Below are 13,419 nucleotides of genomic sequence, written 5' to 3'. Positions count from 1 at the left end.
TCGTTCGACGGCATGCGTCGTTGTGTGTTGTGCGGTGCATGTGTGACGTGCGCGCCATAGGGGAGCGCGGGCGAGTCCCCGCAACTCCCTGCCTCCCTGCGTTCGGGCAGGTGGGATGGGGTGCAGGGAGCGCGACGGGTCCCCGCAGGGCTCCCTGCGCGGTCCCTGCACTCCCTGCGCCGGCGGGCGTCATGACTCGTGCCGTCCGGTGCCGCGGTCGGCGTGCACATCGACGCGCCAGACGTTCTGTCGCCGGTGTGCGTCCCAGACCTTCACGACCTTGTGGGTGCCGAAGTACCGGCCGTCCCGGGCCTTCAGCCAGCCGCCGAGCAGGTTGGGGGTGGGCAGTTCGCCGGTCTTCGGGTGCCGCGGGACGTGGTCGGGCAGGGCGGAGATGATGGCGCCGGTCGGGACCGGGTCGGCGCCGAGCTTCTCGCGCCACATCTCCAGGAAGGCGGCCCACTCCAGCAGTTCGTCGTCCTGGTCGCGGGCGTCGTCCCGGTCGGCCATCCAGCCCTCGACGCCGAGGTAGTTGAGCAGGCCGGCCATGAGGGAGGCCCACTCGCTGTAGTCGCCCTTGCGGGTGCGGATGGTCGGGGCGCCGGCGGCCAGCCAGGCCCGGACGAGGGTGACCAAGGCGGCCACCAGCGTGCTGGCGTTCGCGCGGAGCCACGGCCGCAGGTCGCCGATGCGGAATCCGTCGCGCTGGTCGGGGTCGGGACAGTTCGGGTCCAGGCGAACCCACATCGCCCGGCGGCCGTTGTCCCCGCCCGTGCGCAGGGCGTTGCCGGTGATGATCCACAGGCGGTCATTGGGCATGGTCACGGACGCTGTCGACCCCAGGACGCGGTCGCCCCAGGTCTCCGCGGTGAGCAGCGCGGAGAGGACCGGTGACTTGACCACGTAGCCGTTCGGCAGGTTGTCGAGGACGACGACCGGCTGGCCGGTGGTGTAGAGCTGGGTCGTGATGGACTTCCGCAGCTCGGTGTCGTTCTCGGGCCAGGGCGTGTCCGCGGTGCCGTAGCAGTAGCCGAAGATGTCTTTCAGCAGGGACTTGCCGCTGCCGGCCGCCGTCGCGGTGAGCACGAACATGGGCGTGGGCCCCTGGAAGTACGGCCGCAGGATCGGGGTGAGCAGCGCTCCGACGTAGTGGGCCCGGTCGCTCGGCGCCACCCAGGGGAAGTCCGCCAGGACCTGCTCCAGGACAATCTCCTTGGCCCGGTTGAGGCTGTCGGTGGTCACCTGGGGCTGGAGGCGGCGCAGCTTCACGCGCGGTTCGAGGTACAGGCCGGTCGGGCGGTCGTAGCCGAGGGCGTCGAGCAGGGTCCCGTCGGGGCGGATCACGGGCGAGGTGACGATGCCGCGCAGCGGGGGCAGCGGCCAGTCCTTGCGGCCCAGGATGGTGCCGCAGGTCTTCGGCATGAACAGTTCGCGTTCCTCGCGCTCGACCTCGTCCGGGCCGCGCTTGACGGTGTAGCTCTGGACGTGGTCGGCGAGGTACGCGCGCAGGTTGTCCGTGCCCAGCTGCTGCATACGCGGCTGGTCGTTGTCGTCCCGGTGGACCCAGCAGGGGCCGCCGCTGCGCTTGTAGAGGTCGGGCAGCTGCCCGGTGCCCATGAGGTTCAGGACGCCGTCGAGGGCGTCGGCCTCGTTGGTGATGTCCAGGTCCGGCTTGGAGGGCACGGCGCGCAGCTGCGGGCCGCCCTCGAACCCTTCCTGCTCGGGCGCGTGCTCGGCGTCGAGCGCGGTCGAGCCGTCGCTGAAGTGCTGGGTCTGGGCGGGGACCGAGGTGAGGCGGCGCCGCTCCGGCGGCGAGCCGTAGCCCTGGGAGCGCAGGGCGGAGGCCGCGGCCTTGTGGTTGCCGCCGTGCTGCAACAGGGCGTAGGCGCCGAACTTGGTGTACGGCACCTCGGCCTGGAACTCCGAGCCGGTGGCGAACACGTACAGCCGGTCCCGCTCGGGGTCCCGCCCGGTCGTGGCCTTCACGCCGCCGACGCCGTCGGCCCACTGCCAGTAGGTCGTGTTCCCGCGGGTGATGAGGGGCCGGAAGGTGCCGCGCAGGATGTCCGCCCAGTCCGCGCGGGCCTCGTAGTCCTCGCCCGGGCGCAGGCCGCCGTCGGGCAGCGGCGGCAGGTCGCGCGCCGGCGCCGTCTTCGGGGTCTCCGCCTTGGGCAGGTCATCGAGCATCTGGCAGACGGTGCGGATCGCGTCCATCACGCCCGGGTCGATGACGGGGATGGACGCCGGCGAGCCGGCGACGCGGACGTAGGGGCGGCCGGTGGCGTGCACGGTGCCGCCGGAAGGCTCGACCAGGCCGTACCCGCCCTCGCCGCGCGTCTCGATGAGGACACGGACGATCTTGCTGTTGGGCTTCTCGGCGACGCGCTGCCGTTCCTCGGGGGTGTACTCGTCTTCGCGCGCCAGCCTGGAGGCCAGCTTGCGGTTCGGAGGAACGGGGGCGCCGTCGAGGCGGACGCGGTAGTGCCGGCCTCCGCTGGGCGACTCGGTCACCCAGCCGTTGAGGACGGCGGCCCACGGTTCGGCGAGGCCCGAGGCCTCCATGATCTCCGTGACCTCGTCCAGCAGGCCCTCGCGGATGGCGAGGCCCTCGAACTCCAGCAGTTCCACGCCGCCGCTGACCTCGCCGTAGACAACGGCCAGGCCCCGGGGGCGGCCCTCAGGGAACCAGGCGTCATGTTCGTCCGGCGTGCTGCGGTCGACCTTGTACTGGAGCCAGGACACGGCCGGCTTCTTGGTGCCGTCGGCCTTGATGGGCAGGACGCACAGGCCAGCGTCGTGCATCTCGCGGGCGGCGGCCCGGAGGTCTGGGGTGGTCTGTGAGTCGGTCAACGGGGGCTCCCGTGGTGCGTGTTCAGGTGCCGGTCCTTGACGCCGTCGATGAAGGCCACCAGGCCGTCGATGCCGATACGGCGCTTGCCGGTCGTGTCGCTGGGGTCCTTGTCGATGGCGCGGACCGGGCCTTCCATGGGGTGCTGGCAGCCGGGGCGGTAGCACTCGTACCGGGCGCGGCGGCCGTCGAGGTCCACGAACAGGGCGCCCTCGACGCGCTGGAGCTGGGGCGGGCGCCCGGCGTGGGTTCGGGCGCCCGCGGTCGTGGTGGTCACTGCGCTGCCTCGCCCGTCCGCATCCAGGCGAACCACTCGCCGACGTCGCCGACGAATCCGCTGGCGACCTTGGCCTGGAAGGCCTCGGACAGCCGCTGTTCTTCGGCGCGCTCGGCGATGCGGGCGCGTAGCTGGGCGAGGCTGTCGGCCGGCTGCTGGCCGTGGGGCACGATGGCGAAGCTGGGCCAGAACGCCACGACCTCGGTCACGGTGCCGTCGTCCACCGACGCCTCGGTGGACGAGTAGAGGCGCAGGCCGTGCGCGGCCGCGGTGACGCGCAGCTGCTCACGGGACAGCTGGTTCATGACCGAGTCGAATACGGCGTCCGGGTCGCCGTGCTCGCGGACGAGGTCGGCGAGGGAGTCGAGGAACTCCGCCACGGCGGGGTCGGCGCCTTCCTTGGCGGCCTCGATGTTCGCGAGGGCGCGGGAGACGGCCGGAGTCTCGGGCGCCGAGGTCGGCGCCGTGGGAAGCTGCTTCATGAGCTGCTCCGTTCTCTACTTGCTGGTGGGCACGGGCTGCTCGGTACGCGACGCCTCCGGCTGGACCCCGGGGGCGTCGCTGTTGGTGGCCGCTGGTGCCGACTGGACCTCGGCAGCAGCGAGCGGGGAGAGGCCGAGGAACTCGACCAGGTCGACCTTGCGGACGCGGAGGACGCGCCCGAACTCGATGACCTTGATGGGGAACTGCTCCGCGCGGATCAGGCCGTAGCCGGTGCCCTCGGAGATGTTCATGGCGGCGAACGCCTGCTTTACGGGCGGCATGGCCGGCAGGGCCAGGACCTGCTCCGGGGTAAGCGCTGCCAATTTGGTGGTCATACGGCGGCCTCCCTCTCGACGGGGACGAACGTGCGGCCAACCCGCTCGGCGCGTATGAACAGGACCTTCAGTTCCACGCCGAGGGCGGCAGTGATGGCCCGGGCCTTGTCCTCGGGCACGGTCAACTGGGCGCCGGACATGAGGGCGCCGATGGTCCCGTGGGCCACGCCGGCGGCGGTGGCCAGTTCGCGGCTGGTGATCGCTTCACCGGTGCCGGTGCGCTCCATGAGCGTCTTCAGTCGGTCGCCGCTGGCGACGGCGTACATCGTGGGTGCGCTTTCGCTCACGTTCACCTCGCGGTACAGATCATTCATCGCACTGAACGGCGATGAGCGCGAGCATTCCATGCGCTGAACGGTTTGTCCAGTGGACTGAATGAGTAAGTGGCGCGTAAGTAATCAGTCAATGACCCAGTGCAACCTGGCGTGATCGGCCAACGTGCTGAACAATCCGTTCAGTGCACGCAATGAACGCCCCAACTGACCTGCCCGTACGTCTCACTAGACGTTGCAGACCCTGAACGGCCCGCATCTCCCTTTGACCACAGGAGTGGCAGGATGGCCCCCATGGCAGCCAACCCAACGACGCCCAGCGACACGCCAGGGCAGCCTGAACAGCGCCAACAGTTCAGGGACCTCATCCGAGGTCGTCGCGCCGAGCTGAACGAGAGCCTGGACGTCTTCGCGGGGAAGGCAGTCGACCCGGTGTCCGGGAAGCGGGTCACGCGTGGCTGGATCGTCCGGTTGGAATCAGGCCAGACGGTCACCGCTCCCGGCTACGAGGAACTGTGCGCCCTCGCGGAAGCCTGCCGGCTGCCAGTGGAAGCGCTCCAGGATGCGGCCAGCTCACAGTTCTTCGGGGTCGACCCGCTGAAGAGTGGGTCTTCCGAGGCCAAGGCCTATGTGCACAAGCTGGACCAGCTGCCCAAGGACCAGCGGGACCGGCTGCTGCGCCTCATCGACACCCTGGTTCCCCCGGACCTCGCGGGCGAGTGAATCAAGCATTCCCCTTTGCGTCACCCTAAGTCACATGTGAAAGCACCCTGTAGACCTGTGGGACTCCTGGTGCGATCATGTGCGGACGCCTTTGGAAGAAAGGGTGCTGGTCTAGGGTAGGAATCGAACGCGTGAGCGGGAGATGGGGGACAATGCATGGAGTCACTGCGCAGCCCTCGGGTCTGGTACTTCTTCAGTGATGAACTGCCAGATGGCGAGATTCTTGTGCCCATCACGTCCAAGCACGGGCTGGCGTTCGCCGTACGCCCCAACAGCGGCATGGATCAGCCAATGCTCGACCGGCTCAACGAGAACACAGAGTTTGTTCTGAGTCTCGGGCTTGGCATCCTCAACGTGGGGGATGAGGGCACGCCGGAGGATGGGGACGAGCCTGACGAGCCCCCCGAGGGAGAGGAGTAGTCCCCATGCCGTCAGCGCGCCGGGCAGGAAGCGTCTACCGCCGATGCGAATGCCGCGGGCCGGACGGCAAGCTGCTGAGCAACAAGTGCCCGCAGCTGAAGAAGAAGTCCCACGGGTCCGTCGCCCTCCGGCAGGAACTGCCACCGGACGCCGACGGGAAACGCCGGACCTTCCGGCGCACCGGGTACAAGCAAGTGACGGAGGCCCAGGGCGACCTCTCCCGCCTTCAGGCCATCCTCGAACTGCCCGGAGACGAACCGAGCGAACAGGTACGCGTCGGAGATCTACTCGCCGACATCTCCGCGCGTCGTGCTGACATCCCCCAGGTCTCCGAGGTCCAGCGGCGCCTCGGGGTGGGCGTCCCGCTCGACGGGAAGATGACCGTGGCCGCCTGGCTCGACCGCTGGATGGCGGCGAAGAAGACCAGGCCCACGACGAACAACGCGTACAAGTCCCACATCCGCGTTCACCTCAAGCCCCACCTTGGTCACCTCCGCCTCGACCGGCTGACGGTCGGTCACGTCCAGGCGATGTTCGACGCCATCGCCGACGAAAGCGACGTGATCCGCGCCGAGAACAAGGCCCGGAAAGAGCAGGAAGCGCGCGCCAAGTGGACCAAGCCTGGCAGGCCGCCGGCCAGCGAGCGCGAACGCCTCGCCGCCGAGCGCGCCAAGCTGCACGCGATGAAGCCGTACCGGAAGGCGAACACGGCAGCGACCAGGCACGCCATCCGCCGGACCCTGCGCGCCGCCCTCAACAAGGCCATCGGCCAGCAGCTGATCACCTTCAACGCTGCCTCTCACGTCGAACTGGGCCCGAGCGCACGCCCCAAGGGCCTGCTGTGGACGGCCGAGCGCGTCGCCCGGTGGCGAGCGACCGGTGAGGTTCCCAGCCCGGTCATGGTGTGGACGCCTGAGCAGCTCGGCGCCTTCCTGGACGAGGCCGAGTCATCCCGCCTGTACGCCTTCTACCACCTGGTCGCGCACCATGGCCTGCGCCGTGGTGAAGGCGTCGGCGCCGACTGGACGAACGCGCACCTGGACATCGTGCCGCCCCGTATCGACGTGCTGACCGAGCTGGTGGTGGACGTCTGGGAGGTCATCGAGACGGCCCCGAAGACAGACAGCAGCGCGTCGTCCGTCATGCTCGACCGCGAGACGGTAGAGGTGCTGAAGAAGCATCGCGCCGACCAGGACGCCGCCCGCGCGGCACGGCTGAAGGCCGGCAAGGCCTGGGCCGACACCGGCAAGATTTTCACGGACGAGGACGGCAGCTGGCTGCACCCTGACGACGTCAGCAAGGAATTCAAGCGGCTGGTCGAGGCCGCCGACCTGCCGCCCATCAACCTGCGCGACCTCCGCCACGGCGCGGCCGCCCTGGTGAAGGCCGGCGGCGGGGACATCCATGACGCCAAGAAGAAGCTGCGGCACTCCACGGTCGTGCTCACCTCGAACACCTACATGGAGCTGTTCGAGGAGTACGAGCAGGACCTGACCGAGCGCGCGGCCGCTGCCGTCCCCCGGGCACGGCGTGCGCGTGACTCGGCCCCTGCTCCGGACGAGGTACCGGGGCAGGGGCCGGGCGCAGCAGCGTTGCAGCCAGCAGACGCTGAAATGGACGCTTCCACCGTACGGGCCAGCACTGACAATGAGGCCCCCTCGGCGTAGACTTGGGGCACAGGCAAAGGGCCTCCGACCTGCGGGTTGGGGGCCCTTCTTGCTGGCCCGGTGCTGGCCCGAACGCCATACAACGGCGTGATTCTCGCTGGGGTGAGATGGGGTGAGACGGGGTTGGAGCCTGCGGAAAGCGGCTCGCTGACCTGCGCTCCTTGGGGTGAGATGGGGCGCGACGATACAATGTCAGATACAAGGGCCGTTAGCTCAATTGGCAGAGCAGTGGACTTTTAATCCATTGGTTGTGGGTTCGAGTCCCACAGGGCCTACGGCTGCGGGGGAGGGTTGATCCCCTCTGACCTGCTGTGCAGCGCCCGGGTCGACTTCGGTCGGCTCGGGCGCTGTGTCGTTTCCGGCCCCGTGCGTGAGCGGGAGCGCTCGCGGCCTGCGGATGAGAGCCTCCTTCACCGGGGTTTGCGGTGCTTACCGGTGCCGGAGCCGAGCGGCTTCGGCACCGGGCCTGCGGGCGGCGGCTCGCCGGCTTCCGGGTACAGGACGGCCTTGGCCTCGGCCAGGTTGGCGGCGAACCCGTACGGCTCCCACATGTGCCCGTTCCAGCGCTCGATGGCGCGTGGTGCCTCCGGGTTCAGGTGGGATGCCCTGGGGCCGTCGCCGGAGACGACGGGTACGGCGCGAAGTCGGCCGATCTTCGCGTCGCGGCGTTCCGCCCAGTTCCTCAGCGGCTCGTCGTCCATTCTGGCCTTCCTCGCGTCTGCGGCGGCTGTGTCAGGAGGGTAGCGGCCACTGCGGGCCGTTCGGATTTCCGAGCCGGACGGCTGTCGGACGGAACCCGGAGGCGAGTTTCGCTCTCTTCCAGGCCGACCGCCTCGCCGCGTCGGAGGCCGCGGGTACCCATGAGGTGAAGATCGCGTACAGCCGCTGTTGATGACGTGACGTGCACAGACCAACTTGCAAGGGTGCGCCGTGATCATCAACCCCCCTCCGCTCGGCCTCGCCGGGTCCGTCACGTGTCAGCGGCGGCACCATGCCGCCGACCCCGTCGTCCGCATCCGGCGAAAGGCCGGTGCCTGATGTCAACCGCCGTTGACGCACGGGAGTCGGGCACCGCAGCCACCGGCGGGTCGCCGCGTGCCGGGCGGCGGTGGGACTGGCCCGTGCTGGTGGTCTGTGCCGTGTCCGCGCTCGTGGTGGGCCTGTTGTCGCCCGCCGACACCTCGCAGGAAGCGTGGGGGCTGGCCGCCGCACTGGGTTACGGCTGCGCCGCACTCGTCGCGGCGAGGTCGTCCGTGCCGTGGGCGCCGGCGCCCGCCGTGGTCGCGGTCGTCGGTGCGGTCGTCGTGCCCCTGCTGTACCTGACGGTGATCAGCAAGGAGCAGATGGAGGTCGGCGTTGTGGAACGGGCGGCCGACCTGTTGTTCGCCTCCGGAAGCCCGTACCACCACACGCCGCACATGGTGCGGGACTTCAATCCCTACCTCCCCGGCATGGCGTGCTTCGGCATACCGCACATGCTGTTCGGCGACACCCCGTTCACCAGCGCCCGGTTGTGGTTCCTCGCCGGTTTCCTGGCGGCCGTAGCGGGCGCGATACGGGTGCTGGCGAGCGGCCGGGAAACGGACGCCGGTCGGGTCGGCACCCCGCGCGGGGTCACCGGTAGGACGGGCGTGTTGTGGCTGATCGCATGTCCTGTCGTCGCGCTGCCGCTCACCATCGGCGGTGTGGACCCGCCGGTCATCGGGTTGATGTGCCTGGCCCTGGCCTTCACGCAGCGGGGCGATGCCGGACGGGCCGGGCTGGCCCTGGGGGCGGCGGCCGCGCTGAAGTGGACCGCCTGGCCTGCCATCCCGGTGCTCGTCGCCGTCCTGGCGGTGCGCGGCGGGCGGCGAGCCGCGCTCAAGTGCGCAGCGGGATCCGTGGGGATCGCCCTGATCACCGTCCTGCCCGTGGCCCTGGTGGACAGCGTTGCCTTCTACCGCAACGTCGTCCTCTACCCGTTGGGTCTCGGCCCCACCGCATCGTCCGCGCAGAGCCCCTTGTTGGGGCATCTGATCGCTGTGCTGGTCCCGCACGGCGAAGCGGTCACGATGGCACTCATCGCACTGAGTGCCGCGGCTGTGGGCCTCTCGCTGCTGATCCGCCCGCCACGGAGCGCCGTGGCCGGTGCCGACCGACTGGCACTCGGTCTGACCCTGGCGATAGCGCTGTCCCCAGCGACCCGCATCGGCTACGCCATCTACCCGATCGTCCTGCTGACATGGCCCCGCTTCGCCGCCGCCCTGTCCGCGGACGTGCCCGACGGGCAGCCTCACGGGACGGACCAGGCGGCCGACTGGCGGGCCTGACGGGCCGCACCGACCTATCCGGCACCTTCGGCACATCCGCCTCCCGCCGGTACCATCACGGGGTGAACTCCTACTGGCACGTCGTTCTGCCGCCGCTCTGCGCCTGACCGGGCGCAGACACTGACGGTTTGTTTTCCGGCCCCGGCCGACCCATAGGGCGGCGAGGGGGCCTGTCGTTGTCGTGTGCCCGCTTCGGATCCAGTCCCAGACGACATTCGACGACGGAAGTTCACGACTGTGCCGAACCGCACCACCCCTCTGACTCCCGCGCGCCCGGCCGCCGCCGGCCCGCGTCCTTCTCGCGCGGGGCTTCTCGGTGGCCCCGCTCCCGTCCTGACCTCGGCCGTGCTGTGGGGCACGACCGGGACCGCCAGTTCGCTGGCACCGGCCGGCGCACCGGCGGCGGCCATCGGCTGCGCCGGGCTCACCCTCGGCGGCATCCTGCTGTTCCTCACCTCGCGCGGCGCCCGCTCGCTGCCCGCCTCCTGCACGCGCGGCGAGCGGTGGCTGCTCGTCCTCGGCGCGCCGGCGGTGGCCGGATATCCGGTCACCTTCTATCCGGCGGTGGCCCGGACCGGCGTGGCCGTGGCCACCGTGATCGCGCTGGGCAGCGCGCCGGTCTTCGCCGGACTGCTGGCCTGGATCACCGGACAGGCCCGGCCGACCGCACGCTGGACCGGCGCCACCGTGGCCGCCGTGCTCGGCTGCACCCTCCTGGTGCTGGGGCCCGAACTGACCGGCGGTGCCACGCCGATGGATCCGACGGGCGTCGTCCTCGCCGCGTGCGGCGGACTGTCGTACGCCGTCTACGCGTTGGTCGGCGGCAGGCTCATCGCCCGCGGGCACCCGTCCGGCGCGGTGATGGGTGTGCTGTTCGGCGCGGCCGGGCTGCTCGTCCTGCCGCTCGTCGTGTTCGTCGGCACGGGGTGGCTCGCCACTGCCCGGGGTGCGGCGGTCGCGGTGTACCTCGCCGTGTTCACCGTCTACCTGGCCTACCGGCTCTTCGGGCACGGCCTGCGCCGCACCCCGGCGTCGGTGGCCACCTCGCTGACCCTGGCCGAGCCCGCCGTGGCCGCGGTCCTCGGCGTCACCCTCCTCGGCGAACGCCTGCCGGCCGCGTCGTGGGGAGGGCTGGCCGTCCTGGGGTTGGGCCTGGTCCTTCTGGCCGTTCCCGTCGGCGCACGTAGCCGGGGCCGGTAGCCACCGGGTAGGCCAGGCCGGTGGTCGCCGGTAGGCGGGGCCGGAAGTCACCGGGTAGGCGGGGCCAGTAGTCACCGGGCGGTCGGGGCCGGTAGCCACCGGGCTCTCCTTCGGTCCGGTCCCGGTCATTCCGGGACCGGACCCGGACCCGGCAGGGCGCCCGGCGGCAGGTGGACCGTCATGATCAGGTGCCAGGTTCCGGTGCCCGAGCCGCGGTAGGTGTGCGGGGCGTCGAGACCTTCACCCCCCTCGGCGAACCCGACACCGTCGAGACCCCCAAGCCCGGGTTCCGTACACCCGCAGCCGGCTCGCGGTTCAGCCCGCGCTCAGCTCCGTCAGCTCCCCCAGCGGCAGCGTGTGCTGGGTCTGCAGGACCTTCGCGCGCAGGTAGCGGACGTTGTGGGCCGTGGTGAAGACGCCGGTCGGCACCCGGTCCCGTACGACGACACCGAGCGAGCGCAACTGCTCCGCCTTGTCGGGGTTGTTGGACAGGAGGTCCAGCTCCCCGATGCCGAGGGCGGCGAGCATCTGCGCGGCGGCCGTGTAGTCGCGGGCGTCCTCCGGGAGGCCGAGCGCGGCGTTGGCCTCGTAGGTGTCGAGGCCCTGGTCCTGGAGGGCGTAGGCGTCCAGCTTGTTGTAGAGGCCGATGCCGCGCCCCTCCTGGCGGAGGTAGAGCAGGACGCCACCGCGCTCGGCGATCCGCTCGACTGCCTCGCGCAGCTGGGGACCGCAGTCGCAGCGGGCCGAGCCGAAGACGTCCCCGGTCAGGCACTCGGAGTGCAGCCGGACCAGCGGGACGGGGCCGGGGTCGCCGAGGACGACGGCCACGTGCTCTTGGCCGTCGGTCAGTCCGTGGAAGGTGACGAGTTCGGCGTCGACGCGGTAGCCGTCGTGGAAGTGCAGCGGTACCCGGACGCGGGCGCGCTGCGTGGCGGCGGGGGTGTCGGGCATGCGGGTCCTCCGGATGGGCTTGCTTCATATTTGAAGCAGTCGGTCGTAGGGACCCTACCTCATGCTTAAAAGTTAAAGCAATTGGTCTTGCGTGTGATTCGGCGTGTGATTCGGCGTGTGACTCGGCTTGCGACTGGCTGTGTGACTCAGGAGTCGGCCGGCCGGGACGAGGAGCAGGACGACCGGCGCCGCCACGGGACGTCACCCGCCCCGGCCTCGCTGTCGTCGCCCTGCAGCCCCCGCGTGATCCCGGTGCAGATCTCCTCCAGCTGTCCCACCTGCTCCGGTGTGAGCCGGTCGAACAGGGTCGCGCGGACCGTCTCGACATGCCCGGGCGCCGTGCGCTCCAGCACGGCCGTCCCCGCGTCCGTCAGCACCGCGATACTGCTGCGCTTGTCCCAGCGGCACTCCTCCCGCCGCACCAGCCCGTCCCGCTCCAGTCGGGTCACCACGTACGTCAGCCTGCTGCGCGTGATCTTCAGCGTCTCGGCGAGGTCGGTCATGCGCAGGCGCCGGTCGGGTGCCTCGGAGAGGTTGGCCAGCACGGAGTAGAACAGGTGTGGCATGCCGGACTCCTGCTGGAGCTGCCGGTCGATCACGTCCTCCAGAAGCCGGGAAGCGGCCATGTAGGCGCGCCAGGCGCGCTGCTCCTCGGGGGTGAGCCAGCGGGTCGTCATGCCACCAGTGTAGGTTTGTTTCAAACTTGAACCAAGATCGCCCGTTCGTGACCGCTCGCCAGGGAGACCGCGCCGATGCCGTACCCGTACGTCCTGCTGTCCGCCGCCGTCTCCCTCGACGGCTACCTGGACGACACCGGACCCGACCGGCTCCTGCTCTCCAGCCCGGCCGACTTCGACCGGGTCGACGAGGTACGGGCCTCGGTCGACGCGATCCTGATCGGCGCCGGCACCATCCGCGCCGACAACCCGCGCCTGCTGGTGAACTCGCCCGAGCGAAGGGCGGCCCGCACCGCCGCCGGCCGGCCCGCATACCCGCTGAAGGTCACCGTCACTGCCGCCGGCGACCTCGACCCCGCCGCCAACTTCTGGCACACCGGCGGCGAGAAGCTCGTGTACACGACGGACCAGGGCGCCGAGCGGGCCGCCCGCGCCCTCGGCCGGACCGCCGACGTGGTCTCCCTCGGCCCCGACCTCGACTGGCGCGCCCTGCTGGAGCACCTGCACGACGTGCGCGGGGTGCGCCGCCTGATGGTCGAGGGCGGCGGAACCGTCCACACCCAGCTCCTCCAGCAGGGCCTCGCCGACGAACTCCAGCTGGTCCTCGCCCCGCTGTTCGTCGGCGACCCGGCGGCTCCGCGCCTGTTCGGCCCGGGGGCGTACCAGGGCGGCCGGCTCCGCCTCACCGAGACCCGCCGGATCGAGGACGTCGTCCTCATGCACTACGAGCCCACCGCACCCGGCACCGGCCCGGAACCCGTCGCCGCAGACCGCCACTGGCTGCGCACCGCCTGCGAACTCGCCGCCCTGTGCCCGCCCTCGCAGACCGCCTTCAGCGTCGGCGCCGTGGTGGTCGCGGCCGACGGCACGGAGCTGGCCCGCGGTCACTCGCGCGAGGGCGGCGACCCCGTGGTGCACGCGGAGGAGGCGGCCCTCGCGAAGATCGACCCCGCCGACCCGCGGCTGCCCGGCGCCACCGTCTACAGCAGCCTGGAACCCTGCACCCGCCGCGCCTCCCGCCCCGCCCCCTGCGCCGAGCTGATCCTGCGGGCGGGCGTACGGCGGGTGGTCACGGCCTGGCGGGAGCCGGACACCTTCGTGACGGCGGCGGACGGTACCGGGATGCTGCAGAGCGCGGGCGTGGCGGCCGTGGTGCTGCCGGAGTACGAGAGCCTGGCGAAGGAGCCGAACGCCCACCTGCTGCCCTGACCGGCACCCCCGCGGGAAACCCGTGTGCATCGTGTCCTGCGGATGACG

At 70.9% G+C, this 13,419-nt stretch carries 14 protein-coding genes and 1 tRNA gene; 7 read left to right on the top strand and 8 right to left on the bottom strand.

Annotated elements, in window-relative coordinates:
• Positions 1–189: 189 nt before the first annotated feature.
• From ACFYZZ_RS21815 to ACFYZZ_RS21795, 5 genes are read right to left on the bottom strand one after another with little or no spacing between them, the layout of a single operon-like run.
• Entirely contained in the window at positions 190–2,850 is a 2,661-nt protein-coding gene (locus ACFYZZ_RS21815) for a bifunctional DNA primase/polymerase (RefSeq protein WP_389178367.1), read from the bottom strand.
• Entirely contained in the window at positions 2,847–3,125 is a 279-nt protein-coding gene (locus tag ACFYZZ_RS21810) for a hypothetical protein (RefSeq protein WP_389178364.1), read from the bottom strand. The genes ACFYZZ_RS21815 and ACFYZZ_RS21810 overlap by 4 nt, the downstream gene beginning before the upstream one ends.
• Positions 3,122–3,607 (bottom strand): hypothetical protein, encoded by a 486-nt coding sequence (locus ACFYZZ_RS21805; protein ID WP_389178361.1) that lies wholly within the window; start codon positions 3,605–3,607, stop codon positions 3,122–3,124. The genes ACFYZZ_RS21810 and ACFYZZ_RS21805 overlap by 4 nt, the downstream gene beginning before the upstream one ends.
• Positions 3,608–3,622: 15 nt before the next feature.
• On the bottom strand, positions 3,623–3,943 hold the full coding sequence (locus ACFYZZ_RS21800; protein ID WP_389178358.1) for a hypothetical protein: 321 nt from the start codon (positions 3,941–3,943) through the stop codon (positions 3,623–3,625).
• Positions 3,940–4,230 carry a helix-turn-helix domain-containing protein gene (locus tag ACFYZZ_RS21795; RefSeq protein ID WP_389178355.1) on the bottom strand — a complete coding sequence of 97 codons (291 nt, stop codon included), beginning with the start codon at positions 4,228–4,230 and terminating at the stop codon, positions 3,940–3,942. The genes ACFYZZ_RS21800 and ACFYZZ_RS21795 overlap by 4 nt, the downstream gene beginning before the upstream one ends.
• A gap of 279 nt (positions 4,231–4,509) precedes the next feature.
• Between ACFYZZ_RS21795 and ACFYZZ_RS21790 the strand changes: the two genes are divergently transcribed.
• The 4 genes from ACFYZZ_RS21790 (at position 4,510) to ACFYZZ_RS21775 (ending at position 7,300) form a co-directional block, all read left to right on the top strand.
• Complete coding sequence (locus tag ACFYZZ_RS21790) at positions 4,510–4,938, top strand: hypothetical protein (RefSeq protein WP_389178352.1); 429 nt, start codon at positions 4,510–4,512, stop codon at positions 4,936–4,938.
• Positions 4,939–5,094: 156 nt separating this feature from the next.
• On the top strand, positions 5,095–5,358 hold the full coding sequence (locus tag ACFYZZ_RS21785; protein WP_389178349.1) for a hypothetical protein: 264 nt from the start codon (positions 5,095–5,097) through the stop codon (positions 5,356–5,358).
• Between the two features lie 5 nt (positions 5,359–5,363).
• Complete coding sequence (gene xerC, locus ACFYZZ_RS21780; protein ID WP_389178346.1) at positions 5,364–7,025, top strand: tyrosine recombinase XerC; 1,662 nt, start codon at positions 5,364–5,366, stop codon at positions 7,023–7,025.
• Between the two features lie 202 nt (positions 7,026–7,227).
• Positions 7,228–7,300 (top strand) — tRNA-Lys (locus tag ACFYZZ_RS21775).
• Positions 7,301–7,435: 135 nt separating this feature from the next.
• Here ACFYZZ_RS21775 and ACFYZZ_RS21770 read toward each other — a convergent pair.
• On the bottom strand, positions 7,436–7,726 hold the full coding sequence (locus ACFYZZ_RS21770) for a DUF6087 family protein (protein ID WP_389178342.1): 291 nt from the start codon (positions 7,724–7,726) through the stop codon (positions 7,436–7,438).
• A gap of 336 nt (positions 7,727–8,062) precedes the next feature.
• On the opposite strand from ACFYZZ_RS21770, the gene ACFYZZ_RS21765 reads away from it, so the two are divergent.
• Positions 8,063–9,334 (top strand): glycosyltransferase 87 family protein, encoded by a 1,272-nt coding sequence (locus ACFYZZ_RS21765; protein WP_389178339.1) that lies wholly within the window; start codon positions 8,063–8,065, stop codon positions 9,332–9,334.
• Between the two features lie 237 nt (positions 9,335–9,571).
• A complete protein-coding gene (locus ACFYZZ_RS21760) occupies positions 9,572–10,534 on the top strand; it encodes a DMT family transporter (RefSeq protein ID WP_389178336.1) in 963 nt (320 codons plus the stop codon).
• A 315-nt stretch (positions 10,535–10,849) separates the two neighbouring features.
• Here the strand turns inward: ACFYZZ_RS21760 and ribA are convergent, their stop codons facing one another.
• Together ribA and ACFYZZ_RS21750 are read right to left on the bottom strand one after the other, a co-directional pair.
• The gene (ribA, locus tag ACFYZZ_RS21755; protein WP_389178333.1) at positions 10,850–11,485 is read right to left on the bottom strand and encodes a GTP cyclohydrolase II; all 636 of its coding nucleotides are present in this window, start codon (positions 11,483–11,485) and stop codon (positions 10,850–10,852) included.
• Between the two features lie 146 nt (positions 11,486–11,631).
• On the bottom strand, positions 11,632–12,162 hold the full coding sequence (locus ACFYZZ_RS21750) for a MarR family winged helix-turn-helix transcriptional regulator (RefSeq protein ID WP_389178330.1): 531 nt from the start codon (positions 12,160–12,162) through the stop codon (positions 11,632–11,634).
• 75 nt (positions 12,163–12,237) lie between these two features.
• On the opposite strand from ACFYZZ_RS21750, the gene ACFYZZ_RS21745 reads away from it, so the two are divergent.
• Positions 12,238–13,371, top strand: a complete 1,134-nt coding sequence (locus tag ACFYZZ_RS21745) for a dihydrofolate reductase family protein (RefSeq protein ID WP_389178327.1) — start codon at positions 12,238–12,240, stop codon at positions 13,369–13,371.
• The last annotated feature ends 48 nt before the right edge of the window (positions 13,372–13,419 follow it).

Source organism: Streptomyces sp. NPDC001816 (genome assembly GCF_042892235.1).
Classification (GTDB): Bacteria; Actinomycetota; Actinomycetes; order Streptomycetales; family Streptomycetaceae; genus Streptomyces.
This window is presented reverse-complemented; position numbering and strand designations above follow the sequence as displayed.